Raw genomic sequence first — 25,019 nt, forward strand, 5'->3', positions numbered from 1 at the left:
GAGGGCTCCTTCTGGCGGCGTCGACCGCGCCGTCATGCCGTGGCTCCACCGGTCGGGATGTGCTTCGTGAACTCGTCGTGCCCCGGCCAGGACAGCACGATCTCGTCGCCGTCCAGGCGGGCCCGAGCGAGGACCGGGGTCAGGTCGCGGCCGGGGGCGGCGGCCAGGGCGTCGGCGGCCGTGTCGTACGGCGTCAGCTGGCGCAGGGTCGCGATCGTGGGCGGCATCATCAGCAGCTCGCCCTTGTCGTACGACGACGCCGCGTCCTCCGGCCGGATCCACACCGTCCGGTCCGCCTCCGTGGAGGCGTTGCGGGTGCGCTGCCCGGCCGGGAGTGCGGCCACGAAGAACCAGGTGTCGTAGCGTCGGGACTCGAACTCTGGGGTGATCCAGCGGGTCCAGGCGCCCAGCAGGTCCGAGCGCAGGACCAGGCCGCGGCGCTCCAGGAACTCGGCGAAGGACAGGTCCCGGGCGACCAGGGCCTCGCGATCCGTCTCCCAGTCCGCGCCCGTGGTGTCGCCGACGACCGAGTCCGGGGCCGGACCGGCGAGCAGGACGCCCGCCTCCTCGTACGTCTCGCGTACGGCCGCGCAGACGATCGCCTGGGCCTCCGCCTCGTCGACACCGAGCCGCTTCGCCCACCACGCGCGCGTGGGGCCCGCCCAGCGGATCTGGTGGTCGTCGTCGCGGGGGTCCACACCGCCGCCCGGATACGCGTACGCGCCTCCGGCGAAGGCCATGGAGGCGCGTCTGCGCAGCATGTGCACGAAGGGGCCGGCGTCGGTGTCCTTCAGGAGCATCACGGTCGCCGCGCGCTTGGGGACGACCGGGGTGAGCGTGCCCTCGGCGAGCGCACGGATGCGTTCCGGCCAGTCCTGCGGAAACCACTTCGCCATGGGCGGAGGCTATCCCGTGGTGCGCGAATGTTCGAGAGGTCCCCGAGGTCAGCGGGCCGACGCTGGACCCGAGGCCCCCGCCGACAGCCCGAGGCCAACCGGAACGACCTCGGCCGTCTTCGGGCTCCGGCCCGCCCCTCCTCAACCGACCACCAACCGACTACCGCCGCCGACCGGACACGCGTCCCGGCAGCCATGAGCCGGCCTCCACCGGCCGCGGCCCGCGCCCCAGCCGCTTCAGCCGGCCTCCGCCACGGCATGCGCCCCGGCCCACTTCGACCGCCTCCGCCAGCACCGGCCGCCTCTGGCAGCCCCGCCGCCGTCGGCACACATCCCAGCCGCCTCGGGCTGACCCGGCACAGGCTCAGCCGCCTTCAGCCGGCCTCCGCCAGCCGCAGCGCTCGCCCCGGCCCACTTCGACCAGCCCCAGTCGCCTCGGTTCTCGCCTCGGTCCTCGCCTCAGGCTCTCCTCGGCAGTCGCCTCAGGCGCCCTCGGCCCTCGCCACAGCCCTTCTCGGCCTTGGCCTCAGGCGCCCTTGACCCTTGCCCCTCGGCCCAGCCTCCTCGCACCTCGGCCCAGCCATCCTCGGCCCTGGCCTCAGGCACCCTCGGGCCCCGCCCCGCCTTCCTCCGCCCCGCTAGGGAACGAGCTCCACCTGGACCTCGACCTCCACCGGCGCGTCCAGTGGCAGGACCGCCACGCCGACCGCGCTGCGGGCGTGGACGCCCTTGTCGCCGAGGACCGCGCCGAGCAGTTCGCTCGCGCCGTTGATCACGGCGGGCTGGCCGGTGAAGTCCGAGGCCGATGCGACGAAGCCGACGACCTTCACCACGCGTGCGACGCGGTCCAGGTCACCGGCGACGGACTTGACGGCCGCCAGCGCGTTGAGGGCACACGTGCGTGCCAGCTCCTTGGCCTCCTCAGGGGTGACCTCCGCGCCCACCTTGCCGGTGACCGGGAGCTTGCCCTCGACCATCGGCAGCTGGCCGGAGGTGTACACGTACACGCCCGACTGCACGGCCGGCTGGTAGGCGGCCAGCGGAGGGACGACCTCCGGCAGCGTCAGACCGAGTTCGGCGAGCTTCGCCTCGACCGCGCTCATGCCTTCTCCCGCTTCAGGTAGGCCACAAGCTGCTCGGGGTTGTTCGGCCCGGGCACGACCTGGACGAGCTCCCAGCCGTCCTCGCCCCAGGTGTCCAGAATCTGCTTCGTGGCGTGTACGAGCAGCGGCACAGTCGCGTATTCCCACTTGGTCATGTGGCCGACTTTAGCCGCTGAGCAGATACAGGCTCCGCTCCCGGGGGTCCGGGGGCCGTCCCCTGGAAAAACGCGTTATCCACAGCCTGCCGGTTGGTACCCGCATCGAATGGTTACGCTCGAATACGTGAGCAGGCTCCAGGTCGTCAGCGGCAAGGGCGGAACCGGTAAGACCACGGTGGCCGCCGCCCTCGCGCTGGCCCTGGCCACCGAGGGGAAGCGCACGCTTCTCGTCGAGGTCGAGGGCCGGCAGGGCATCGCACAGCTCTTCGAGACAGAGGCGTTGCCCTATGAGGAACGGAAGATCGCGGTCGCGCCGGGCGGCGGGGAGGTGTACGCCCTCGCCATAGACCCCGAACTGGCCCTTCTGGACTACCTCCAGATGTTCTACAAACTCGGTGGAGCCGGCCGCGCCCTGAAGAAGCTCGGTGCCATCGACTTCGCGACCACCATCGCGCCGGGGCTCAGGGACGTCCTGCTGACCGGCAAGGCGTGCGAGGCGGTGCGGCGCAAGGAGAAGTCGGGGCGGTTCGCGTACGACTACGTCGTGATGGACGCACCGCCCACCGGGCGCATCACCCGCTTCCTGAACGTCAACGACGAGGTCGCCGGGCTCGCGAAGATAGGGCCGATACACAATCAGGCGCAGGCCGTGATGCGGGTGCTGAAGTCTCCGGAGACGGCCGTGCACCTGGTGACGCTGCTGGAGGAGATGCCCGTCCAGGAGACCGCGGACGGCATCGCCGAGCTGCGGGCGGCCAAGCTGCCGGTCGGCCGGGTCATCGTGAACATGGTCCGCCCCGAGGTGTTGGACGCCGTCGAGCTGGAACTCGTACGAGAGACCGCTCGTTCCTCCTTCGCGCAGTCGCTGTCGGCCGCCGGGCTCGGCGGGGCGCGGCGCGGTGGGCATGCCGAGCGGCTGGTGGACCCGCTGCTGGCCCAGGCCGAGGAGTACACCGAGCGGTACGAGCTGGAGCACGAACAGCGCGCGGTGCTGGGCGAGCTGGGGCTGCCGCTGCACGAACTGCCGTTGCTCGCCGAGGGCATCGATCTGGCGGGTCTGTACGAACTGGCCACAGAACTGCGGAAGCAGGGGATGTCATGAGCCGCCCGGAGCAGGACCGGCACCACCGCCTCTCTCCCGCGCGCGTGCTCGACCTCGACCCGCTGCTCGACGACCCGGCCACCCGCATCGTGGTGTGCTGCGGCTCGGGCGGGGTCGGCAAGACCACGACGGCGGCCGCGCTCGGTCTCAGGGCCGCCGAGCGCGGCCGGAAGGTGGTCGTGCTGACCATCGACCCGGCCCGCCGGCTCGCCCAGTCGATGGGCATCGACTCGCTCGACAACACCCCGCGCCGCGTGAAGGGCGTCGAGGGCGACGGCGAGCTGCATGCGATGATGCTCGACATGAAGCGCACCTTCGACGAGATCGTCGAGGCGCACGCGGACCCCGACCGGGCGGCCGCGATCCTGGGCAACCCCTTCTACCAGTCGCTCTCGGCGGGCTTCGCAGGCACGCAGGAGTACATGGCGATGGAGAAGCTGGGGCAGCTGCGGGCGAAGGACGAGTGGGACCTCATCGTCGTCGACACCCCGCCGTCCCGGTCCGCGCTGGACTTCCTGGACGCGCCCAAGCGGCTCGGGTCGTTCCTCGACGGCCGGCTGATCAGGCTGCTCACCGCCCCAGCGAAACTCGGCGGCCGCGCGGGCATGAAGTTCCTGAACGTCGGGATGTCGATGATGACCGGCACCCTCGGCAAGCTGCTGGGGGGTCAGCTCCTCAAGGACGTCCAGACGTTCGTGTCCGCGATGGACACCACCTTCGGCGGGTTCCGCACGCGCGCGGACGCGACGTACAAACTGCTCCAGGCGCCCGGGACGGCGTTCCTGGTGGTCGCGGCGCCGGAGCGGGACGCGCTGCGGGAGGCCGCGTACTTCGTGGAGCGCCTCGCCGCCGAGGACATGCCGCTCGCCGGTCTGGTCCTGAACCGGGTCCACGGCAGTGGCGCCGCCCGGCTCTCGGCCGAGCGGGCACTCGCGGCCGCGGAAAATCTTGAGGAGTCCCGCATTGTCGATCAGGAGGACGGGAAAGCTGGAGTTCGTAACTCTCCCGACACAGACGGCAGTTCAGATTCCCCCACGTCCGACCACGCATCCGGTCCGGTGTCCGCCGAAGGCTCCCCCGCCGCGGACCGCACCGTCGAACAACTCACCGCAGGCCTGCTGAGGCTGCATGCCGAGCGTATGCAGCTGCTCTCCCGCGAGCAGCGCACGCGCGACCGCTTCACCGCGCTCCACCCCGAGGTGGCGGTGGCAGAGGTGGCCGCGCTGCCCGGCGATGTCCATGACCTCGCGGGCCTGCGTGACATCGGCACCCGGCTCGCGGCCGGCGTGCCGGCGCTGCCCGAGTCGGCCGAGACCGCGGACGGCTGAGGCTGAGCCGAGACCGCGCACGGCTGAGCCCAGGCGGACGGGCCGACCTAGCCGATACCGGCGGGCCGGGCCGACCGGGACTGGCGGACCGAGCCGAGACCGAGACCGGCGGACCGAGCCGAGGCGGACGGGCCCCCAGGAGCCTCGCCCTCACGACCTCGCTGTCAGCCCACCGCCGCGTAGTTCTCGTACACCTCGTCGTCGTCGAGGGGCAGGATGCCGACCCCTCGCTCGTACTCCGTGCGCGCCGTCTCCAGCAGGCGGCGCCAGGAGGTCACGGTGGGCCGCCTGCGCAGCAGTGCGCGGCGCTCCCGCTCGGTCATTCCTCCCCACACGCCGAACTCGACGCGATTGTCCAGCGCATCGGCCAGGCACTCGGTCCGCACCGGGCATCCGGTGCACACCGCCTTGGCCCTGTTCTGCGCTGCTCCTTGAACGAACAGTTCATCCGGATCGGTAGTGCGGCAGGCCGCCTGCGCACTCCAGTCGGTTACCCAGCCCATACCGGCGCCGTCCTCTCCCGAATCGAGGCTCCCCCACGGCGGCAGCGGCATATTCACCGCCGCCAGTTGAGGACGTTACGGAAGGTGGGCACAGCGCAACACCCCCTTCGGGCCCAATCTTGAATGGCCCGAACGGACTATGCGTAAGCGGCAGATCACCCGGGGGAGTGAGCTGGCGACATGCGTGATCATCCCGACAAAGCGGGACAGTTCAGTTGAGTCACAACGGGCACCAGGTGACACACAAGGCGGATTCGGACACGCCCCCAACAGAAAGCCGGGAAACCTCCGGAACGATTCGGGGTCGCCGGACGTATTGATACGTGGCCGCACTGCTGTGACAGTTGTGAGCAGCTTAGGCCAAGGCCTGCACGCGTGTCCGGCGAACGAGAAGGTAGGCGCTCTCTTTGCCATGCGCTCGAAACGGCCAAAGGACTTCGTCGAACGTTCATGAGTACGGATTAGGCTGCCCCCATGTCGAAGAAGCGCTCCGGTGGTGGGCTGTCCCCCGCCCAGCAGGCCGCCAAGTTCCTAGGTGTCAGCGTGCTCTCGGGCGCGGTGCTGGCAGGCATCGCGCTGCCAGCGTTCGGTGCGCTGGGGCTCGCCGCCAAGGGCTCGGTGGAGAGCTTCGACGAGCTCCCGGCCAATCTGAAGACACCACCGCTGAGCCAGCGGACCACGATCCTGGACGCCAAGGGCGGCACCATCGCCACGGTGTACTCGCGCGACCGCACGGTGGTCGAGCTCAAGGACGTCTCGCCCTACATGCAGCAGGCGATCGTCGCGATCGAGGACTCCCGCTTCTACAAGCACGGCGCGGTGGACCTGAAGGGCGTGCTGCGCGCGCTCAACAAGAACGCGCAGAGCGGCGGGGTCGCCGAGGGCGCCTCCACCCTCACCCAGCAGTACGTGAAGAACGTCTTCGTGGAGGAGGCCGGTGACGACCCGACCAAGGTCGCCCAGGCCACCCAGCAGACCCTCGGCCGCAAGATCAAGGAACTGAAGTACGCGATCCAGGTCGAGGAGGAGCTCGGCAAGAAGAAGATCCTCGAGAACTACCTGAACATCACCTTCTTCGGCCAGCAGGCCTACGGTGTCGAGGCCGCCGCCGGGCGCTACTTCTCCAAGTCCGCCAAGGACCTCACCCTCGCCCAGTCCGCCCTGCTCGCCGGCATCGTCCAGTCGCCGAGCCGCTACGACCCGGTCAACGACGAGGCCGAGGCGACCAAGCGGCGCAATGTCGTGCTCCAGCGCATGGCCGAGGTCGGCAACATCTCCCGTACCGAGGCCGCCAAGGCCCAGGAGGAGCCGCTCGGCCTGAAGGTCAGCCAGCCCAAGAACGGCTGCATCACCGCCGTGAAGGGCGCCAGCTTCTTCTGCAAGTACGTCGAGGCCGTCTTCAAGAGCGACCCGGTCTTCGGCAAGACCAAGGAGGACCGCGCCAAGGTCTGGAACCAGGGCGGTCTGACGATCAAGACCACGCTGGACCCGCAGGCCCAGGACTCGGTCCAGGCCTCGCTCAAGGACCACGTCTACAAGTCGGACAAGGTCGCCGCCGCGGCCACGCTCGTCGAGCCCGGCACCGGCAAGATCGTCGGCATGGGCCAGTCGAAGCCGTTCGGCTACGGCAAGAACGAGACCGAGATCAACTACTCGGTCGGCTCCGGTATGGGTGGCTCCAACTTCGGCTTCCCGACCGGTTCGACGTTCAAGCCGTTCGTCGCGGCGGCCGCGCTGGAGGAGGGCCGGCCGGTCACCCAGCGGTACGCGTCGCCGTACGAGATGGACTACCCGAGCCCCGTCCAGACCTGCGACAGCAAGCCGTGGGTCAACACCGACGGCGCGACCGTGGAGAACGAGTCGGAGTCGGAGCGTGGCCCCTACAGCCTGAAGAAGGCGATGGAGCTGTCGGTCAACACCTACTTCGTGGAGATGATCTCCGACATCGGTCTGTGTCCCGTGGTCAACATGACCAACAAGCTCCAGGTCGTCCAGGGCAACGGCGACAAGCTGCCCGAGGTCCCGGCGATCTCCCTCGGTTCCAAGGGCATCTCCCCGCTGACGATGGCGACCGCGTACGCCGCCTTCGCCGCCCGCGGCATGTACTGCACGCCGATCGCCATCGAGTCGATCACGCAGAAGGTCGGCCAGCAGCAGAAGTCGCTGGAGGTCCCCAGGTCGACCTGCTCGCGCGCCATGTCCGAGACCACCGCGGACACCATCAACAACCTGCTCGAAGGCGTGGTCGACTCCGGCACCGGCCAGGCGGCCGGCCTCTCCGACCGCGCCAACGCCGGTAAGACGGGTACGACCGACTCCCGCAAGAACGCCTGGTTCGTCGGCTACACGCCGAACCTGTCGGGCGCGGTCTGGGTCGGCAGCGCCTCCCAGAAGGTCGAGATGAAGAACATCACGATCGGCGGCGAGTACCACCCGCTCGTCTACGGCGGCAAGGTCCCGGGCCCGATCTGGAAGGACGCCATGACCGGCGCCCTCCAGGGCAAGGACGCCCCGAACTTCACCTTCGTCCGCATCCCGGAGGACAAGCCCGACCGCGGCGACGGCGACGGCAACGGAAATGGGAACGGCAACGGGAACGGCAACGGCGACGGGGACAACGGCGACGACAACGGCGGCCAGGACAACGGCGGCACCGACGGCGGCGCCTTCCCGGACCCGTCCTTCTCGATCCCGGAGAACCTGTTCCAGGGGAACAACGGGAACGGCGGCCGCAACGGCTGAGAGACGGGGCGGCGAGGGGCGAGGGGCGAGGCGAGGCGGCTGAGCCACCGGCGCTCTCAAGGCAACGGCCCCTTCACCGTCGTACAGAATCGTCTGTACGACGGTGAAGGGGCCGATCGCTATGCGGAGCCGGCCGCCTTGCGGGGGCCGGTGACTCTGTGGGGCCGTCGGTCAGCCGGCCAGGAGCTTCTTCACCGTGGCGGCGACGCGGCCGCCCTCGGCGAGGCCCGCGACCTTGGGGTTCACGATCTTCATGACGGCACCCATGGCGCGGGGGCCCTCGGCGCCGGCGGCCTTGGCCTCCTCGACGGCCTGGGCCACGATGTCGTTCAGCTCCTCGTCGGACAGCTGCTTGGGCAGGTAGTCGGCGAGGATCGCGCCCTCCGCCTTCTCCCGCTCGGCGCTCTCGGCACGACCACCCTGCGCGAAGGCGTCGGCGGCCTCACGGCGCTTCTTCGCCTCCTTGGTGATCACCTTGAGGACCTCGTCGTCGGAGAGCTCGCGCTTCTCCTTGCCCGAGACCTCTTCCTTGGTGATCGCGGCGAGCGTCATGCGCAGCGTCGAGGAGCGGAGCTCGTCGCGCTCCCTGATCGCGGCGGTGAGGTCGTCCTGCAGCTTCGACTTGAGCGTGGTGGTCATGGGCTCGATTCTCGCAGGTACCGCGGACCGGGCGCCCGTCTATTTGGACGGGCCCGCGTAAGTGGGCTTGCGCACAGGGGCGGTGGGCGCCGGAGCACTTGCCGGGTCTGACACGATGGGACGTATGCGCGCGCGATACGGAGTACCTCTGTCGGTCGCGGCGGCTGGCGCCGCCGGTCTGGTCTACGCGGCGGGCTTCGAGGCCCGCTCCTACCGGCTCCGACGGGTGACCGTGCCCGTCCTCCCCGCCGGGATGCGCCCACTGCGGGTGCTGCAGGTCTCCGACATCCACATGGTCGGCGGCCAGCGCAAGAAACAGCGCTGGCTGCGGTCGCTGGCGGGGCTGCGCCCCGACTTCGTGATCAACACGGGCGACAACCTCTCGGACCCGGAGGGCGTACCGGAGGTCCTGGACGCGCTGGGGCCGCTGATGGAGTTCCCGGGCGCGTACGTCTTCGGCTCGAACGACTACTACGGGCCCAAGCTCCGCAACCCCGCCCGCTACCTCTTGGAGAAGGCGAGCGGCCGCCACGGCCTGAACGGCAACGCACCGGCCGTCGGCGCGATCCACAACCCGTGGGAGAACCTGCGGGACGGTTTCGACTCGGCGGGCTGGCTCAACCTGACCAACACCCGCGGCATGCTGAAGATCGAGGGCGTGTCGATCGAGCTGACGGGACTGGACGATCCGCACATCAAGCGGGACCGGTACGCGGAGGTCGCGGGCGGGCCGTCCGGGGCGGCGGACTTCTCGATGGGTGTCGTACATGCGCCGTATCTGCGGGTGCTGGACGCGTACACGGCGGACGCCTATCCACTGATCCTCGCCGGACACACGCATGGCGGGCAGCTGTGCATCCCCTTCTACGGGGCGCTGGTGACCAACTGCGACCTCGACACGGAGCGGGTGAAGGGGCTGTCCACGCATACGGCGGAGGGCCGGACGTCGTATCTGCATGTGTCGGCGGGGTGCGGGACGAATCGGTATACGCCGGTGCGGTTCGCTTGTCCGCCGGAGGTTACGTTGTTGACGTTGGTGGGGCGGGAGTAGGGGGTCCGGGGGTCCGGGGGTCCGGGGGTCCGGGGGTCCCGGGGGTCCCGGGGTGACTAGGAAGTCCGTGGCCTCGGGATGAACTCGGGTTGGTTAACCCGCACGGACCGCCCGTATCGCCCCTTTTATGTGGCCTGCTTAGCGTGAGGGCATGACCGCCCCGATACCCAGAGACATCCCGGACCTGCCCGCGGTCCCGGGCGTACCCGCGCTGCCGCCCTCCCCCGTCCCCGCCACAGCGGTGGTGGCCCCCGTACGCCGCCCGCTGACCGCCGCGTACCGCCTGCTGGTCGCCCTCGCGGCCGCCGCGGCCGTGACGATCGACCTGATCCTCGGCAGCCCGACCCGCGTACTGAGCTATTTCTCGGTCCAGAGCGCGATCCTGCTGGCGCTGGTCTTCACGGTGTCGGCGAAACGCGCGTGGAGCGCCCGGCGCCCCCTGTCCGGAACCCTGACCGGCGCGACACTCCTCTACGTCCTGATCACGGCCTCGGTGTACCACCTGCTTCTGGCCGACGCGGCGACACCGTTCTCCATGACCGGCGGCACGACGCCCCCGACCGGCTGGCAGGCCCTGGCGAACCACGCCCTCCATACGGCGATCCCAATCGCGGCGGTCGTGGACTGGCTGCTCCTGACCCCACCCGGCCGCCTCCACCTCCGCCGGGCGGCGACCTGGCTCCTCTATCCCCTGGCCTACCTGGCCTTCTCCTTCACCCGAGGCGAACTGCTCCTCCCCGGCACACCGGCCCGCTACCTCTACCCCTTCCTCGACGTCGACCTCCACGGCTACAAGAGCGTCCTCGGCAACGCCCTCCTCCTCGGCCTCTCCTTCTACGCCCTCGCCGTCCTCCTCGTGGCCCTCGACCACGCCCGCCCCAACCCCATCCGCCACCGCTCCCATCACCACGCCAAAACCGGATTTCGTCTCCAGCCACCGGTGGGCTAAAGTAAACGTCGTCGCCGCGACAAGCAGGACTAGCAGCGACATCGGGGTGTAGCGCAGCTTGGCAGCGCGCTTCGTTCGGGACGAAGAGGTCGTGGGTTCAAATCCCGCCACCCCGACGCAGGTCAGAGGGCCATTCGCATGATCGCGAATGGCCCTCTTTCATGCCCACGGGGCCAAACGGGGGGCCAAACGAATTTGATCAGGCCACCGCGTCGCCCTCTTCCTCGCCCTCCGCGTCCTCCCCTTCCTGATCTTCGGCGAAGATGTGATCCATCGCTTCGGCACCCTGCGTGATCACGGGCCGGAGCTGCTTGCGGTAGACCGCCTCTGTGGTCGCCTGACTGCTGTGACCGACCAAGAGCGCGATCCGTTCCAGGGGGATGCCGTGATCGGAGAGCAGGGACACGAAGCTGTGCCGGAGTTCCCGCGGCGTCCACTCCGGCTTCAGTCCGGCCTTCTTCACGATGGCCTTGAAGTCTCGCCGGACGTTGGCCGCGTCAAGCGCCTCGCCGCTCCGAGTCGTGAAAACGCGGCCGGTCGGGCTCCACTCCATCCCTCTCGATGCCCGCTCCTGCTTCTGCCATCGCATGTGCTCTTCGAGGACGTCGACCACCTGCTTCGGCAGAGCGATGGTCCGGCGGCTCTTCCTGGTCTTGGTCTCACCGTGCTTGCGCACCGAACGCCACACCGCGACGTGAGGCGGGATGCCGTCCGTCGTCTCCAGGAAGACGTGATCCCAGGTGAGGGGCCGCGCCTCTTCCGTGCGCACACCGCTGAGCAGCGAGAGCACGAGGTAGGCGTACAGCCGTGACGGACGCGCGGCGGTGAGCACGGCTTTCGCCTGCTCCAGGTTCAGTGCCTTGCTCGGTCGGCCGGGGCGCCCCTCCGGAGCGGTGACGAGTAGGGCGACGTTCCGCGCAGCCTTGTCCCTGCGCTGAGCGTGTGCGATGGAGCGGCGCAGGATGGCGAGCAGGTCACGCAGGCTTCGCGTCGCAAGGAATTCGGCCCTGTCGTCCAACCAGTCGTCAACGTCGTCCGCGCTGAGTTCCTTCAGCTTGGCCTTGCCGATGAACGGGATCAGGTGCTTGTTCGCCATCGAGCGGTTCTTGCCGATGGTGCCCTTCTCGTCGCGCCCCTTAAGCCCGCGCTCCAACCAGTCGTTCACCGCGTCGGCCACGGTGTAGTTGGCCGGCGCCTTGACGCCCGTCTGCACCTCCTTCTTCAAGTCCCGGATCTTCTGGCGGACTTCGGTCTTCGTCTTGCCGTACACCTTCGGTCGACGGCGCTTGCCGTTCGGGCCGTGTCCCAGGGAGACGGCCCCCACGAAACTCTTCTTGGCCGGGTCCCAGTAGATGGTGTCCGCACCATGGCCAGCCCTTTGGGCGCGCTTCGGGGTGTCGGTCATGCTCTGTCGTGCCTCCATAGGACAGGGCCGCGCCCTGAAGGACGCGGCCCTGTGGAACTCGGGTGATGGGAAGTTCAGGCGGTGGCTTCTGCCTCACGCTTGAGGAGTTCGACGTACCGCTCGATGTACTCCGGCGGCACGAGACGGCGACGGCCGATGCGGACGGTCTGAAGTCGTCCGAGGCGTATCTCCTCGTAGACCATCGAGCGTCCGATCCTGAGAGCCTTGGCCGCCTCTTCCGGGCGGTAGAGGAGCTGTTCGGCGGGTTCAGCAATGGTGGCCATGCGGCGGTGCCTCCTCGGCAGGGCTCCGGGGGCGGTGGCCCCCTTCCTGTCAGGTCCGCTACTTCCGCTACCTCCGCTACCGCCCTGGTCAGGGGCATGATCCAGGTAGCGGATAGGGGCAGCGGTAGCGGATGGAGCCGCTACCGGCCCCGGATTCGTGGCCACGGGGCGGGTAGCGGATGGGGTGTTGCGGTAGCGGATGCGGAGCGGCTTGCCGCTACCCAGAAACCGCCTCTGAGCTGCCCGGTAGCGGAAGTAGCGGAAGTAGCGGACTTTCCGCGGGGGGTGGGCAGTAGCGCTGCCACGCGTCGTGCAGATCGCTCGCGTAGTAGCCCTTCATGACGCTCCCGCCTGCCTTGATGTTGCGGGCCGCGATGGGGGTGTTGTCCGCGGTCATGTACTCCCGCAGTATCCTCGACAGCCCGCGAGCATCGAGCGCCTTGCCGCTCATGTCCGCCCACGGCGCCTCTTCGAGGCTGTGCAGCCTGTCGAGGATGGCGACGGTGGGCAGGCGGTCGATGCCGTTGAACACGTAGTCGCGCAGGTCGGTCAACAGCCGGATACCGACGCTGCCCTTGTCGCTGGTCTTGGCCGCGTTCACCAGCTCGATGCACGCGGCGCGGGCTCGCTCCGGCCAGGCGCCGCCCGCCGCATCCGCCACGGCGAGCAGGGGTTCCCACACGTCCGCAGGCCGGTCGCTGATGCCCTCCGGCAGTGCCGGGAACACCCCGTCGACCAGGTGGCGGATGGACTGTGCCCAGGTGGCTAGCCGGTCGCGCAGCGCGTGGCCTTCCTTCTCGTGGATGCGCTGCCGGAACGGCTCCACCTGCTCGTTCGGCGCGCGGCGGCGCATGCGGACGATGACCGAGCGCGTGAGGATCGTGTCCGGCAGCGAGCCGAGACCAGCGACCGCGACTCCGCAGAACGACGGGAACTCCTGTACCTGTTGGTTGGAGCCGTCGCCTACGCAGCGCCACATAACGCCGGAGCGTCGGTGACCTGCGTTCAGGAAGCCTCGAAGCTGTTCGTTCTCTCCGGCCTTGGGGCTAAAGATGGTGTCGATCTCGTCGAACAGGATCGTGGGCCGCCCCTCCATCCCGGACACCGCACGGAAGAGCGCGGAGGCGGAGGCGTTGACCGCGACCATCGGTTGCGGCACGAGGGTTTCCACGATCTCCAGCGCGCGGGACTTGCCGGAACCCGGCTCCGGGGAGAGGAACGCGAGCCGCGGTGTGGAGTCGAAGCAGTCGAGCAGGTGCGCGTGTGCGTCCCACAGCGTCACGGCGACGTACGCGGCTTCGAGGGGGAAGATGTTGAAGCGCCGGTGGAAGGCTTCCACCTCATCGAGCAGTGCGGAGCCGTCCATGGCGGGTGCCGACGGATTGGTGCTCATGCCGCCTGCCTCCCTTCCTGGTTGGTGCGGAGCGGGCATGCGTCGCGGTGGGCGGTGTGGTCTTCGATCAGGGCGAGCACCTTCGTGTGACCGACGGCGCTGCGGTCCCTGCCGCACAGGCACTTCGAGGTGGCGGTAGGCACGGCGCCGCGTGGTGCGCAGATGCACAGCCACGCGACCGGGTACCGGCCGTCTCCCTCGTGCGGGTCAGGACGAAGAGCAGAAGGGACGCCCTTGCGGGCGGCGCCTTTCGGCTCGCCCACGGCCGGACCGAGCGCGGCTTGTGCGGCGGCACGCGGCACGGTCGGGGTGGCGGGAAGGCTCTTCAGTGCAGGGCTGGGCGGAGCGCTCATGCGTGAGGGCGACCTGGAGCAGGCACTCATCTTGGGGGAGCGGGCTCTCGAAGGGGACCGACAGTCGGTGCCATCGCTCATCATGACCAGTCGCGAGCTTGCAGCCGAGATGCGGCGCCGATACGCCGCAGAACCTGCGGCGCAGGACTACCTCGGCCGGCTCCACTCATTGGCACAGGAGAAGCCTGGCTTCATGCCCCGATGAGGTTCAGACCGGACGATCACCAGCCCAGGGCTTATTGTCCTGGGCTGATCCTTGCCGTGGACGAGAGCTGGGCAACGCACCAAACATCCGAGCATTCGTTCAAATCTGCGTATCCCATGACATGCAAGGAGCTCTGGCTCTATAGTGTGCCAACTGCATGCGCAACCTGTTCGGAGCATAAGTGGCGCCCCTTGAGCAAGGTCTCACCGAAGCGGACTTCCCAGACATTTATCGCTCTGCAGATTCTGCTTCCCTAGAGGGCCAGAAAAGGTATCTGAAGTATACCAAACTGCGGCTCTATTTCGTAATCTCCGCCGCTACAGCCAGCGCGCTATCCACTGGAATTTCAAGCACGGGAATTCAGAAAACCCTGATAGCCCTTTCACTATTTTCCTTCCTAGTGGCATCCGCTGCCGAGATTGTTTTGCTCAGCATCAGTCCGGAGGAATCTTGGTACCACGGACGCGCCGTGGCGGAATCCGTAAAAACTCTGACATGGAAATTTGCGGTCTGTGCAGATCCATTCTCCCGCCCCGTTGAAGCGGCAGATTCCGAGCGCCTCTTTCTTCAACAGCTCACCGAAATCGTAGCCGAATCGCCGATATTCGTCGACTACAGCTCGACCGGGTCGCAGCAAATTACTCCAAAAATGAGGGAACTACGTGGAGCAGACTTGGAAACCCGCCGGATGGCCTACCGTGATGGGCGAGTTGAGGACCAAAGAATCTGGTATTCAGGAAGTGCCAAGAAAAATGAGCGTAACGCCCTAAGGTGGCGTATTGCTCTAGTTGTTTTGGAACTTCTGGGAGCTACCGGAGCCCTACTTATTTTGCTTAACGTGACCAATCTAGACGTGGGTAGTGCACTAGCCGCAGGTGTAGCCGCCGGCGGGGCGTGGATTGGGGTAAAGCAGTACGACAGCCTAGCGAGCGCCTACTCATTGACTGCTACAGAGTTGGCACTTGTCCGCGCAGAGGCAGAACAGGTAACAGATGACACATCTTGGTCCAAGTACGTCATCTCTGCAGAACAGGCGATTAGCAGGGAGCACACTATGTGGCTGGCTCGGCGAGCACGTGTAAGAATGCCCCGAAGGAGATCGGCGTAAATTCTGTGGCCAACTACTACGCAAATGAGCAGGCGAAGCGGGAGCTTCGTCAGATCTCGGCACGCTATGCGGGATCTAGCGAAACAGCCACTCGGCACAAATGTTTCATCAGCTACCACGGTGCCAACGCTACAGAGGTTCTCTCTTTCGTTAAGCGATTCGAGCACATCTTCATTCCTCGGGTGATCGGCGTCACCGATGACGACCCCAGGATTAACAGTGACGACGTTGACTATGTCATGGATACGATCCGAGAAAAATACCTATCGGACTCAACCGTCACAATCCTAATGGTTGGCAGTTGCACTTGGTCGCGAAAATTCATTGACTGGGAAATCTACAGTTCGTTGAGGCGTGACAAGGTAAACCGCTTGAACGGTCTAATGGGTATCGAACTTCCCAGCGTGGCGCAGGCGGGCGCGACACTTCAAAGCAGGTTCAGTGACAACCTACCTAAGGGGGAGGGAGAGGAGGGGTACGCACGCTACTGGTCATACCCTCGGACTGACCAGGCTTTGCGCGACTGCATTCAAGATGCCTTCAACGCCCGCCAGCAAAGAGATCATTTGATTCGTAACGCGCGCCAACGCCGGCAGAGAGATTCGACATGCCCGTGAAAGGGCCGTCGATACATCTAATCACATCGTGACACCCAAGGAAGATGTCATGGACGAGATCGCTTTTGTGGCTATGAAATTCGAAAGTGATCCTTGGCGGGATAAGAAGTACCTAGCCATCTCTGACGTATTAAGTGAGGCAGGCTTCAAAGCGCTGCGCGCCGATGAGATTCGCACCTCTGGCATATCCATGAATGAGGTAACAAATTATCTCCGGAATGCCAACCTCGTCGTTGTGGATATCTCAGGGCAGTCTCTTAACGTATCCTACGAATTGGGATATTGCCATGGAATCGGGAGGGACTCGGAAAACGTCATTCTACTATGCAAGGAAGGAGTTAATATCCCATTTAACTATGCGCACTACAGACATAACATGTACAGAGATTTGCGTCACCTGCGCACAATTCTAAGATACCGGCTGGAGATCTCAACCCCGCTCACAGACGATCAGCTGGGATACGCCTTTTCCATTACTGACCTTTCTCGTACCTACGGTGCCACGGTAGCCGAGGCAGTACTGGATTCTCTGCGGGCAATGAGCTTCACAGGTCGTTGCGAGTATTACGCAGGCGACACACTTCCGGGGCTTTATGTCGTTGGCCTCGCTGTGAAAGGTGCCTCCCGCAGGCAGAAGTTCGACGATAGATGGTGGATGAAGCTTAGACAGTTGGTCGCAAGAAACCTGGATGAGGGCGAAAGCACATGCAAGCTTGACGAGATTTTGTCTGAGTACGCAGAAGTAAGAGCATTCCGTCAGCAGCTGCTGCCACGAGGCGTAGCCGAGTTCGCCGATGGGCACCCGAAGCAGCTCCTAAGACCAGCTGAAGAAGATTCTTGGTTTTCCGGTGCAATTCTGGACAGGCTGCAGCCCGAAAGGGAAACGGGTCAGGAATAAGCAGCTACTCCGGCCCGTCCTCCTCAGCGCGTAGCCCGCTGTCGGTTCCTGGCGCCTCCGGCATCCATACCGCCCTACACCGAGGTCCGTTGGCCGCAGGCGAGCAGAAAGTCGCGGTGCATGCGAGCAGCCGCCATCGTCTCTAACCCTCGGACAATCGCAACCTGCTGGAATGTGCTGGCGACCCGGGTATGCGTAAACGAGATGGCTCCAGGGGCCGCGTGGACTACCGTGTAGTCATGAGTCGTTGTACAGCCCCACGTCAAGGGCATCGGACCGCCAGCGGACGTGCGGCGTGCCCCGCATGCGGCGGCGGAGGCTACGGGTACTCATCGCCCCGGTCCTACTACCCGCCGCCGACTTACACGTCGCGGAACAACGGCGGCGGCGCGACCAGTAGCGGCCGCTCCAGTAGCGGTAGAACGCGGGCGCCTTGGTCACCGAGCACCTCGTCCGTGACTTACACGCCTGCCGAGGTGAAGGGGCTGGCTCCTGTTCGCGACGCCGCCGTATTGCGCGCGCGTCAACTGCCAGACCTTCGCGATGTGTTCCTCTGCCACGCATGGGATGACCGGCGCGGTGCTGCCAGGGAGTTGTGCGACCTGTTGGAAGCAGAGGGCGTGTCCGTCTGGTTCAGCGAGAAGGACATCGCGCTCGGCCTACCGTTCATGCGGGAAATCGACAGGGGCCTGGCGAGGTCGCGTACGGGTCTCGTCCTGGTCACCCCTGCGCTGCTGAGGCGCATCGAGCACGGTGGCGTCTCTGACAAGGAGCTCTCGGAGCTCCTTGCGCGTGACCTGCTGCTCCCTGTCGTGCACGAGACGACCTACGGTGAACTTCGGAACGTCAGCCCCTTGCTTGCATCCCGAAACGGGTTGGACACGGCGGATGATTCGATGGCAGTCATTGCCACCAAGATTGCCGAGCTGGTCGCCCCTGAGGACGACTTGACCGCGCCACCCACATCGGCGAACTAGGCGTCTGGCGGCGTGCCCGGGCGTCGCTCCACGTCGCCGACGCCATGCCCAAAACGGACGCGACCCTGGCCAGCACCGCGGGCATAGCCTTACGGAACGTCCTCTCACAGGCTTGACCGTCGGGGGCCAAACGGGGGGCCAAAGCAGGTAGCCGGTCCAAGACCTTTCTGGACTCTAATGGACGGTGGCGGAGGCGAATGGGCAGTTCAGCCACTCCAAGTCCAGGTCACACGGGCCCCGATCGCGTTCGGGACGAAGAGGTCGTGGGTTCAAATCCCGCCACCCCGACAGTGAAGTACCAATTCAGGGGCCTGATCCGCAGTGCGGGTCGGGCCCCTGCGTGGTTTCTGGAGATCACGTGCGCTGGTCGGCCTTCGGCGGCCCGGACGGCGTCGACGACGGACTGTGCCTGTGCTCGCTGCACCACAAGCTCTTCGACAAGGGCGTCCTCGATGTCGGCGAGGGTCGCCGCGTCCTGGTCTCCCAGCGCTTCGTCGGCCACAGCCCCGCCGACCGCGAACACGTCATCGCACTCGCTGAGCGCCCACTCGTCGGATCTCAACCGGGCGCCCACCCCGTCGCCGCGATCCACCGCTCCTGGCACGCCGGATCCTGGCCGACGCCAAGTTGCACGGCCACAAGTGCGCAATCGACGCCGAGATCGCCGTGATCGCGCGGCAGCAGATGGGACAGGTCACCGTCTTCACCTCGGACGTCGACGACCTGGAGAAGTCGTTCCCGACACGGCCGTCGTCAAGAAGGTCTGACCCACCCACGCCCCTCAAGGGCCCGCAGTTCGGATGGCACCAGCGCGGGTGGAGGCTCCGTCGGGCGGCGAGCGCTACCTCCCGCTGCTCGGTCAAGCAACAGGTTCGCAGGATGCTGCGACGTGGCTCGCAGGAAGTTGCGCGTCGTTCTGGGCGGGTCGGGGTGAGGGCGCTGGAAAAGTGGAGGGACCAATCCCCCTTGCAGAAGGAGCCGGCACGATGGCCCAGAAATCCACGGGCGGGAGTACGCGGAATCCGCTGGCCGGGCTGACCGGCATGCTGATCGCGCTCGCCTGTTCTCTTGTGATCTTCGACGGTGCGACGAAGGTCGTGACGGTGTCCGTGTTCGCCATCGGGGCGCTCGTCTGTGCCCGTTCGCTGACGCGGGCGAGTCGGCAGTAGGGCCGACCGCGTTCCTCGTCCGGCGGGGTGGGAGCAGCTGCTTCTCAGCGTGCTCCCACCCCCGTCGTGTTGATTTCGGGCGCCGGTCAGACCCAGCCTCGTTCGCGGGCGAGCAGCGCGGCCTGGAAGCGGTTCGACGCGCCCAGTTGCTGCATCAGGGACGCCACGTACTTGCGGTAGGTGCGGACCGAGATGCCGACGTCACGGGCCCCCGTCTCGTCCTTGTCCACCGTGCACAGGGATTCCAGAATTCTGCGCTCGATCTCACCGGGGCGGTCGTCGGCCGGGGCCGGTCTGCCCTCACCCGACAGCGGTGGGAGTTCCTGGGCCTGGCCCCACATGCGCTCGAAGAGCGAGACCAGCGTGGCGACGAGCCCGGGTTCGCGGGCCAGCAGGGCGCCGCGGCTGGTGTCGGCCGGGTCGATCGGGGTGAGCGCGGCGGCCCGGTCGAAGATCAGGACGCGTTCCAGCGGGAGCCGGGAGATCCGGATCTCCGCTCCCTTGGCGGTCAGTTCACGCAAGTAGGCCATGGTGCCGGGGTCGTCCAGCGCGGCGGACCCGATCAGGCTCCGCATCCGTATGCCGCGGCGCAGGATGCGCTCGTCGGACGACCGGGACGTCGCGACGACCTGCGGCGGGATCAGTCCGCTCGGCCAGGTGGTCAGGCTCTCCGAGTGGGTGAAAAAGGTCAGCTCGTCGATCGCGGCGCGGACCCGGTCGATTCCCTCCAGTCGCTCCATCGCCGGCCGGCCGTCTCCTGCGATGGCGTCGCTCGCCGGTGCGGCGTGCCGCTCGGCGAGCAGGGAGGCGACGATGTCGTGGTCGGCGGCCGCGTTCTCCAGTTCCGACCGGGTCAGGGCCACCTTGCGCTCGATGAGGGCTTCGATCGCCTTGGCCGGAGCGACGGGGCGCGGCAGTCCGTCGGCGATGGTGGCGATCCCCAGTTCGAGGGTCCGCTTCTGCAGGGACCGCATCGATTCCTCGTCCGGGGAACAGTGCTCTGCCAGCTCTTTCGAGTCAGCACCTCCGGTCCGCAACAGCGCGCGGTAGAAGGCCTCCTCCTCCGGTCTGACGCCCAGGAACTCAAGACTCGGGTGCGCCACTGCTCCCCCCAAAAAAAATCCAACGATGGTCAGTCGTTTTCCTAGATCTAACCTGGTCAAGCGGGGAAAAGCCATGTAGATCCACATGCCTGTTCGAGCCGGTTGCGGCACAACACGCGCATCAAGTGACACGGCGATGCGCAGCAATCCGCCCTCCCCGGGCTGCCCTCCCTCCCCCCGGTGATCCTGCACGAGGTGGTGTCGGCCGGCCGCCTGATCCACGACTGGATGTAAGCGGTCCCGACGTCAGCCGAGGACCAATAAGGAACCAGAGGAACAACCAGAGGAACAACCAGAGAAACCAGAGGAACAAGGAGACAGCCCCGATGACCGCCTACTCGGTCCTCGTGCCGTTCGTCCCGAGCAGACCCGAGCAGACCCGAGCAGATGGTGCCGTTCGCGGGACTCGTGCACTGGACCGGCGCCCACCGGCTGTGGCATGTGCTCGTCTCCGCCACCCCCGAGCGGACGGATCGTCTCTTCCCCGGTGACGCCGACCAGTTCAGCCACCCGGACGGCAGCCTGAACATCGCCAACGGCGCGGCGGGCGTACTGTGGGCGCTGCACTTCGCGGGTGTCGCGGTGCCGGAGCAGCACGTCGACTGGCCGGCCGGGGCCGCCCGCAGGCTGGACGCCGCCCGCCCCAGGCTCTATGACGGGCTGGCCGGAAAATCGCCTGTGTCCTGCACGACCTAGGCCGTCCCGACGAGGCCGCCGAGCTGCTGGACCGCGCCCTGCCCCTCCCCGCGAACGCCATCGCGACGGCAGCCCCGCCCACAGTCTCGCGGGCGGCACGGCCGGGCTCGGCATGGCGCTGCTCCGTCTCGTCGGCCGCCGCGGCGACGACTCCCTGGCCCGGGAGGCACACCGGCTCGCCGACGAGCTGACCGCCGGGCTCCCGGCCGCCCACGGGAGTGCCCATGTCCACCCGGTTACTGGTCAGCATCCGCAAGACCGCGGACGCTCTGCCCGCGTCGGCGCCCGAGACGGCGGTCGTCCGTCTGGTCTCGATCCTGCCGGGAGACTGGGTCGTGCGACCGGCCGGCAACACGAGCAGCACCGCCACCCTGGCCGTCACGGCTCCGGACGGCACTCCGGCGCCCCAGGCCCTGCGCACGGTGGACGACGCCCTCTCCACTCCCCCCATGCACGGCTGGATCCGCGGCTGAGCAGCTGGGGGAGATGAGCAGCTGGGGGAGGTGAGCAAAGCCGTAGCCTTTGTCGGCAGGGACCGACCGCCTCCCGGAAAGGAACCCCTCGTGATCATCTTCGGCACCAAGGGCTACCTCTACCAGCTCGCCATACTCACCCTCGTCTGCGGCCACTGCGGCAACCCCGCGGCGCACACGCTCCGCAAGCGGGTCACGAAGTTCACGCTGTTCTTCGTACCGCTGTTCCCGTTCTCGACGAAGTACGCGACGCAGTGCACCTTCTGCGGCACCGAGCAGAAGATCACCGCAGAGCAGGCAGAGCAGTTGCAGGCAGTTCCGGCTCCTCGGTGAACAGGGTGTCCAGGCGCTTCGCGTACGCCTTCTTGGCCGCTTCGAAGCGTTCCTCCGGCAGCTCGTTCGTCTCGTACACCGCGAAGGGTTCCAGCGGGGTCATGCCCGTGAAGCGGAACACGCCGTGCTGCAAGGGGTGCAGTACGTCCGACAGGCGGCCGTGGATGCCCGTGTCCGCGAACGACTTCTCCTTCGCGCCCAGCGTCAGCGAGAGCAGGGCCCGGCGGCCCGTGAGCGGCGCGCTGTCGCCGTACGGCGGCGGGACCTGAGGGCCGTATGCGAAGCCGCTGGTGAGGACCCTGTCGATCCAGCCCTTCAGGATTGCCGGGACCGAGAACCACCACATCGGGAACTGCAGGATCACCGCGTCCGACCAGCGGATCTTCTCCTGTTCCGCGGCGGCGTCAGAGGACAGGCGGCCGGCCAGGGTGGCCCGTTCCGAAGCCGCCATCACATGGAGGCGGTGGTCAGAGGTGTGGTCCGGGTAGTCGTCGGCGTCGACCGTCGGCTTCCACTTCATCGCGTAGAGATCCGAGACCACCACCTCGTGTCCGGCCTCGCGCAGGCGGTTCGCCGCGAACGCCGTCAACTCGGCGTTCAGGGAGCGGGGTTCGGGGTGGGCGCTGACGATCAGGATCTTCTTCATGGCCTCCACGTTCGCGGGGAAGCCGCTCCCCAGCCAGAACCCCCTTCGACCGTCGGAACCGTGATCCTGGTATTGGCAGGGCCACGCATACTGGAATTCATGGATGTGAGCTACGACGGTCAGCGGGCCCTCGGTGGATTTCTGCGGGCCCGTCGTGGGCGGGTCTCGCCGGAGCAGGTGGGGATCAAGGCGCTCGCCGGGGCCGGTGCGGGCAAGCGGCGGCGGGTACGGGGGCTGCGGCGCGAGGAGTTGGCGCAGCTCGCCGGCATCAGCGTGGACTACTACGTCCGTCTGGAGCAGGGGCGGGCCACGCAGCCGTCCGCGGAGGTGCTGGACGCGCTGGCGCGGGTGCTCGGGCTCGATGTGGCGGAGCGGCGGCACCTGGACACCCTGGCCGCCGGGCGGAGCGAGCCGGTGCCGGACACCCGGATCGGGCCGGGGCTGCGGCGCGCGCTGGACGCCATGGAGCGACTGCCCGTGTTCGCCACCGATCACCGTCTCGATGTCGTCGCCTGGAATCGGCTGGGGGGCGCCCTCATGGGCGGGCTCGATGTGCCGGGGCGCCGGGATCCCAACAACGCCCGGTTCCTCTTTCTGGACCCCGCCGCCCGCGACCTCCATCCCGACTGGGAGGCACGGGCCGCCGAGGCGGTCGGACAGCTGCGCGTCGCCGCCGGACGGCATCCCGACGACACCCGGCTGGCCTCGCTGATCGGCGAACTGACCGCCGAGAGCGGGGAGTTCCGGCAGATCTGGAACTCGGGCGAGGTGACGATGTGCGCGGCCGGACGCAAGCGGGTAAGGCATCCCGCCGTCGGGGTGCTGGAGTTGGACTTCGAGACGCTGCATGTGCCGGCGGCGCCTGGGGAGTCCGGGCTGGTCCTGCATGTGTTCAGCGCGGCGGAGGACAGTCCTGAGGCCGCCGCGCTCCGCGAGCTGCTCGCCTAGTCATTCGTTCCACGTCTCGTCGTACGGGTCCGCCGGCGCCGTCGCCGGACGCGCCTCCGTGACCTTCAGATACGGGATCGGGCCGTTGTTGACCGGGTCCTTCGTCCGCTCGGGGGTGTAGGTGCCGGTGACCTCCAGCCAGGCGTCCGGGCGGAGCACCGGGGGGATCGCGCCGGTCAGGGCGATCTTCACCGGCTGGGCGTCCGCGGCACAGCAGTTGAGGGCCATGCGGACCAGGTAGGGGTGGCCCGCGCGGTCCATCGCGAGGAAGCCGGTCACCTTGAGCTCGCGGCCTTTTATGGAACGGCCCTGGTCGTACACCGCACGTCCCGCGTAGTCGGCCACACCGAGCCGGAGCGGGCCCTTGGCGGGCAGCTCGTCATAGCCGTACGGCTGTTGCAGGGCCGTCCCCGTGCGCATCGCGCTGTACGAGCCGAGGGCGGGCGGGGCCACCAGGACCAGGGCGAGGAGGGGGAGGACGAGCAGCCAGGAGACCCGGGGTTCGTGGTGCTGGTGCTGGTGTTCCTTCCGGGGGCCTCGCCTCTCGTACCAGACCGTCGCCACCGCCGCCGCGATCAGCACCGCCCCGGAGAGCAGCAGCAGCGGCCGCAGGCCCGACTTGACGTAGCGGAGGTAGAGGTCGGTGCTGCCCGCGTGGAGCAGGGTCGCGCCGAGCAGGAACATGACCGCCGACTGTGCGTGCCGGTTCACAGCAGCACCGCCCCCACCGCGACCGACACCAGGACCGCCAGGGCGAAGGTGGCGGGGGCGAAGCGCAGGGCGAAGGACCGGCCGAAGGTGCCCGCCTGCATCGCGAACAGTTTCAGGTCGATCATCGGGCCCACCACCAGGAACGTCAGCCGCGCGGTCAGCGAGAACTGGGACAGGGACGCGGCGACGAACGCGTCCGCCTCCGAGCAGATCGACAGCAGGACGGCCAGTACGGCGAGGGCGAGCACGGAGACGAACGGGTTCCCCGCCGCCGTACGCAGCCATTCCTCCGGTACGACCGCCTTCAGCGTCGCCGCCGCCATCGCACCGACGACCAGGAAACCGCCGGCATGCATCACGTCGTGCCGGACCGACCCCCAGAACGCCGCTCCCCTGCCCTGACCCTCGTACGACGAACGGGCCGGCGGGCGCAGCCAGTCGGTGCGGCCGAGGCGCAGCCACAGCCAGCCCATCGCGCACGCCACCAGCAGGCTCGCGACGAGACGGGCGAGGACCATCTCGGGGTTGCCCGGGAACGCCACCGCCGTCGCCGTCAGCACGATCGGGTTGATCGCGGGTGCGGAGAGGAGGAAGGCGAGGGCGGCGGCGGGTGTGACGCCTCGCCGTACCAGCGCTCCGGCGACGGGGACCGACGCGCACTCGCACCCGGGCAGCACCACACCGGCGGCTCCCGCCACCGGGACCGCGAGGGCGGGGCGTTTCGGCAGCGCCCGGGCGAAGAACGACGGCGGCACGAACACTGCGATCGCCGCGGAGAGGAGCACCCCGAGCACCAGGAACGGCAGCGCCTGCACGACCACGGCCACGAACACCGTCATCCAGCTCTGCATCACCGGCGCGGCGAGCAGACCCCGGATGGGCCCCTGCATCAGCAGCACCATGAGCAGGAGCATCGTGAGCAGGAGGGGGGAGTTGAGATGGCGGGCCTGATCGTCCGGACGCGGATCTCCCGAACCCTGATCTCCCGGGCGCGGATTTTCCGGATGTGAATCTTCCGGATGTGGCTCCGTCGCCCGGTTCGGCGCGGGCTTGGTGATGGCCACGGGCGAGGTACCTCCCGAAGGGTGCTGGTTTCCCTCCCCTCCAGTACGGCGGGGTGCGGGCGGGCGTTCAGTGCCTGTCAGCGCCTGTCAGTTCCTGTCAGTGCCTTCTGGAACCTCCCGCCCCGGTGAGGCACTCTTTTCCCTCGTGGCGAGCGTTCCGAATCA

At 67.6% G+C, this 25,019-nt stretch carries 27 protein-coding genes, 1 tRNA gene and 1 pseudogene; 16 read left to right on the plus strand and 13 right to left on the minus strand.

What is annotated here, in order from left to right; genetic code table 11:
* Window positions 1-32: 32 nt before the first annotated feature.
* From PH203_RS31425 to PH203_RS31435, 3 genes are all read right to left on the minus strand, one after another.
* On the minus strand, window positions 33-896 hold the full coding sequence (locus tag PH203_RS31425) for an NUDIX hydrolase (RefSeq protein WP_289924193.1): 864 nt from the start codon (window positions 894-896) through the stop codon (window positions 33-35).
* A gap of 638 nt (window positions 897-1,534) precedes the next feature.
* Window positions 1,535-1,999, minus strand: coding sequence for a RidA family protein (locus PH203_RS31430; RefSeq protein ID WP_289924194.1), 465 nt, complete (start codon window positions 1,997-1,999; stop codon window positions 1,535-1,537).
* Entirely contained in the window at window positions 1,996-2,154 is a 159-nt protein-coding gene (locus PH203_RS31435) for a DUF4177 domain-containing protein (protein ID WP_003967454.1), read from the minus strand. Before PH203_RS31435 ends, PH203_RS31430 begins: the two co-directional genes overlap by 4 nt.
* A gap of 127 nt (window positions 2,155-2,281) precedes the next feature.
* Between PH203_RS31435 and PH203_RS31440 the strand changes: the two genes are divergently transcribed.
* Together PH203_RS31440 and PH203_RS31445 are read left to right on the plus strand one after the other, a co-directional pair.
* Window positions 2,282-3,259 carry an ArsA-related P-loop ATPase gene (locus PH203_RS31440; RefSeq protein WP_289924229.1) on the plus strand — a complete coding sequence of 326 codons (978 nt, stop codon included), beginning with the start codon at window positions 2,282-2,284 and terminating at the stop codon, window positions 3,257-3,259.
* Window positions 3,256-4,587, plus strand: a complete 1,332-nt coding sequence (locus tag PH203_RS31445) for an ArsA family ATPase (protein WP_289924230.1) — start codon at window positions 3,256-3,258, stop codon at window positions 4,585-4,587. The genes PH203_RS31440 and PH203_RS31445 overlap by 4 nt, the downstream gene beginning before the upstream one ends.
* Window positions 4,588-4,751: 164 nt before the next feature.
* On the opposite strand, the gene wblA is transcribed toward PH203_RS31445, so the two are convergent.
* The gene (gene wblA / locus PH203_RS31450) at window positions 4,752-5,090 is read right to left on the minus strand and encodes a transcriptional regulator WblA (RefSeq protein ID WP_063757766.1); all 339 of its coding nucleotides are present in this window, start codon (window positions 5,088-5,090) and stop codon (window positions 4,752-4,754) included.
* 474 nt (window positions 5,091-5,564) lie between these two features.
* Here wblA and PH203_RS31455 point away from each other — a divergent pair, with 474 nt between their 5' ends.
* A complete protein-coding gene (locus tag PH203_RS31455) occupies window positions 5,565-7,832 on the plus strand; it encodes a transglycosylase domain-containing protein (RefSeq protein WP_289924234.1) in 2,268 nt (755 codons plus the stop codon).
* Between the two features lie 171 nt (window positions 7,833-8,003).
* On the opposite strand, the gene PH203_RS31460 is transcribed toward PH203_RS31455, so the two are convergent.
* The gene (locus PH203_RS31460; RefSeq protein WP_289924236.1) at window positions 8,004-8,471 is read right to left on the minus strand and encodes a GatB/YqeY domain-containing protein; all 468 of its coding nucleotides are present in this window, start codon (window positions 8,469-8,471) and stop codon (window positions 8,004-8,006) included.
* A gap of 124 nt (window positions 8,472-8,595) precedes the next feature.
* Here PH203_RS31460 and PH203_RS31465 point away from each other — a divergent pair, with 124 nt between their 5' ends.
* The 3 genes from PH203_RS31465 to PH203_RS31475 all read left to right on the plus strand — a co-directional run bounded on the left by PH203_RS31465 (window position 8,596) and on the right by PH203_RS31475 (window position 10,587).
* On the plus strand, window positions 8,596-9,522 hold the full coding sequence (locus PH203_RS31465) for a metallophosphoesterase (RefSeq protein ID WP_289924238.1): 927 nt from the start codon (window positions 8,596-8,598) through the stop codon (window positions 9,520-9,522).
* 151 nt (window positions 9,523-9,673) lie between these two features.
* Window positions 9,674-10,471: a Pr6Pr family membrane protein gene (locus PH203_RS31470; protein WP_289924239.1), complete on the plus strand. Its 798-nt coding sequence runs from the start codon at window positions 9,674-9,676 to the stop codon at window positions 10,469-10,471.
* A gap of 42 nt (window positions 10,472-10,513) precedes the next feature.
* Window positions 10,514-10,587, plus strand: a tRNA-Pro gene (locus tag PH203_RS31475).
* An 83-nt stretch (window positions 10,588-10,670) separates the two neighbouring features.
* On the opposite strand, the gene PH203_RS31480 is transcribed toward PH203_RS31475, so the two are convergent.
* The 4 genes from PH203_RS31480 to PH203_RS31495 form a co-directional block, all read right to left on the minus strand.
* Complete coding sequence (locus PH203_RS31480; protein WP_289924240.1) at window positions 10,671-11,876, minus strand: site-specific integrase; 1,206 nt, start codon at window positions 11,874-11,876, stop codon at window positions 10,671-10,673.
* 74 nt (window positions 11,877-11,950) lie between these two features.
* Window positions 11,951-12,160 (minus strand): helix-turn-helix domain-containing protein, encoded by a 210-nt coding sequence (locus PH203_RS31485; protein WP_289924242.1) that lies wholly within the window; start codon window positions 12,158-12,160, stop codon window positions 11,951-11,953.
* Between the two features lie 217 nt (window positions 12,161-12,377).
* Window positions 12,378-13,526, minus strand: a complete 1,149-nt coding sequence (locus PH203_RS31490) for a DUF3631 domain-containing protein (RefSeq protein ID WP_289924243.1) — start codon at window positions 13,524-13,526, stop codon at window positions 12,378-12,380.
* Between the two features lie 23 nt (window positions 13,527-13,549).
* Window positions 13,550-13,906 (minus strand): hypothetical protein, encoded by a 357-nt coding sequence (locus tag PH203_RS31495; RefSeq protein WP_289924244.1) that lies wholly within the window; start codon window positions 13,904-13,906, stop codon window positions 13,550-13,552.
* Between the two features lie 386 nt (window positions 13,907-14,292).
* Between PH203_RS31495 and PH203_RS31500 the strand changes: the two genes are divergently transcribed.
* From PH203_RS31500 to PH203_RS31525, 6 genes and pseudogenes are all read left to right on the plus strand, one after another.
* On the plus strand, window positions 14,293-15,219 hold the full coding sequence (locus tag PH203_RS31500) for a DUF4231 domain-containing protein (RefSeq protein WP_289924246.1): 927 nt from the start codon (window positions 14,293-14,295) through the stop codon (window positions 15,217-15,219).
* A gap of 5 nt (window positions 15,220-15,224) precedes the next feature.
* The gene (locus PH203_RS31505; RefSeq protein ID WP_289924247.1) at window positions 15,225-15,836 is read left to right on the plus strand and encodes a TIR domain-containing protein; all 612 of its coding nucleotides are present in this window, start codon (window positions 15,225-15,227) and stop codon (window positions 15,834-15,836) included.
* Between the two features lie 49 nt (window positions 15,837-15,885).
* Window positions 15,886-16,734, plus strand: a complete 849-nt coding sequence (locus PH203_RS31510) for a hypothetical protein (RefSeq protein ID WP_289924248.1) — start codon at window positions 15,886-15,888, stop codon at window positions 16,732-16,734.
* 455 nt (window positions 16,735-17,189) lie between these two features.
* A complete protein-coding gene (locus PH203_RS31515; protein WP_289924249.1) occupies window positions 17,190-17,711 on the plus strand; it encodes a toll/interleukin-1 receptor domain-containing protein in 522 nt (173 codons plus the stop codon).
* A gap of 355 nt (window positions 17,712-18,066) precedes the next feature.
* A pseudogene (locus PH203_RS31520) lies at window positions 18,067-18,381 on the plus strand (HNH endonuclease); the annotation flags it as partial.
* Between the two features lie 316 nt (window positions 18,382-18,697).
* Window positions 18,698-18,880, plus strand: a complete 183-nt coding sequence (locus PH203_RS31525; RefSeq protein ID WP_289924251.1) for a hypothetical protein — start codon at window positions 18,698-18,700, stop codon at window positions 18,878-18,880.
* A gap of 86 nt (window positions 18,881-18,966) precedes the next feature.
* Here the strand turns inward: PH203_RS31525 and PH203_RS31530 are convergent, their stop codons facing one another.
* Window positions 18,967-19,854 carry a helix-turn-helix transcriptional regulator gene (locus PH203_RS31530; protein WP_289924252.1) on the minus strand — a complete coding sequence of 296 codons (888 nt, stop codon included), beginning with the start codon at window positions 19,852-19,854 and terminating at the stop codon, window positions 18,967-18,969.
* 516 nt (window positions 19,855-20,370) lie between these two features.
* Between PH203_RS31530 and PH203_RS31535 the strand changes: the two genes are divergently transcribed.
* The 3 genes from PH203_RS31535 (at window position 20,371) to PH203_RS31545 (ending at window position 21,485) form a co-directional block, all read left to right on the plus strand.
* Window positions 20,371-20,679 carry a hypothetical protein gene (locus tag PH203_RS31535; RefSeq protein ID WP_289924253.1) on the plus strand — a complete coding sequence of 103 codons (309 nt, stop codon included), beginning with the start codon at window positions 20,371-20,373 and terminating at the stop codon, window positions 20,677-20,679.
* A 224-nt stretch (window positions 20,680-20,903) separates the two neighbouring features.
* Window positions 20,904-21,152: a hypothetical protein gene (locus PH203_RS31540; RefSeq protein WP_289924254.1), complete on the plus strand. Its 249-nt coding sequence runs from the start codon at window positions 20,904-20,906 to the stop codon at window positions 21,150-21,152.
* Window positions 21,153-21,242: 90 nt separating this feature from the next.
* Window positions 21,243-21,485 (plus strand): zinc-ribbon domain-containing protein, encoded by a 243-nt coding sequence (locus PH203_RS31545; protein WP_289924256.1) that lies wholly within the window; start codon window positions 21,243-21,245, stop codon window positions 21,483-21,485.
* Here PH203_RS31545 and PH203_RS31550 read toward each other — a convergent pair.
* Window positions 21,436-22,131: an NAD(P)H-dependent oxidoreductase gene (locus PH203_RS31550; protein ID WP_289924258.1), complete on the minus strand. Its 696-nt coding sequence runs from the start codon at window positions 22,129-22,131 to the stop codon at window positions 21,436-21,438. The two genes, PH203_RS31545 and PH203_RS31550, sit on opposite strands and share 50 nt — an antisense overlap.
* Window positions 22,132-22,230: 99 nt before the next feature.
* Here PH203_RS31550 and PH203_RS31555 point away from each other — a divergent pair, with 99 nt between their 5' ends.
* Entirely contained in the window at window positions 22,231-23,079 is an 849-nt protein-coding gene (locus PH203_RS31555; RefSeq protein ID WP_289924260.1) for a helix-turn-helix domain-containing protein, read from the plus strand.
* Here the strand turns inward: PH203_RS31555 and PH203_RS31560 are convergent, their stop codons facing one another.
* Together PH203_RS31560 and PH203_RS31565 are read right to left on the minus strand one after the other, a co-directional pair.
* Window positions 23,080-23,790 (minus strand): TIGR03943 family protein, encoded by a 711-nt coding sequence (locus PH203_RS31560; RefSeq protein ID WP_289924261.1) that lies wholly within the window; start codon window positions 23,788-23,790, stop codon window positions 23,080-23,082.
* Window positions 23,787-24,854, minus strand: a complete 1,068-nt coding sequence (locus tag PH203_RS31565) for a permease (protein ID WP_289924262.1) — start codon at window positions 24,852-24,854, stop codon at window positions 23,787-23,789. The genes PH203_RS31560 and PH203_RS31565 overlap by 4 nt, the downstream gene beginning before the upstream one ends.
* Window positions 24,855-25,019 lie beyond the last annotated feature (165 nt).

The sequence above is a fragment of the Streptomyces sp. S.PB5 genome (assembly GCF_030403745.1).
GTDB lineage: Bacteria > Actinomycetota > Actinomycetes > Streptomycetales > Streptomycetaceae > Streptomyces.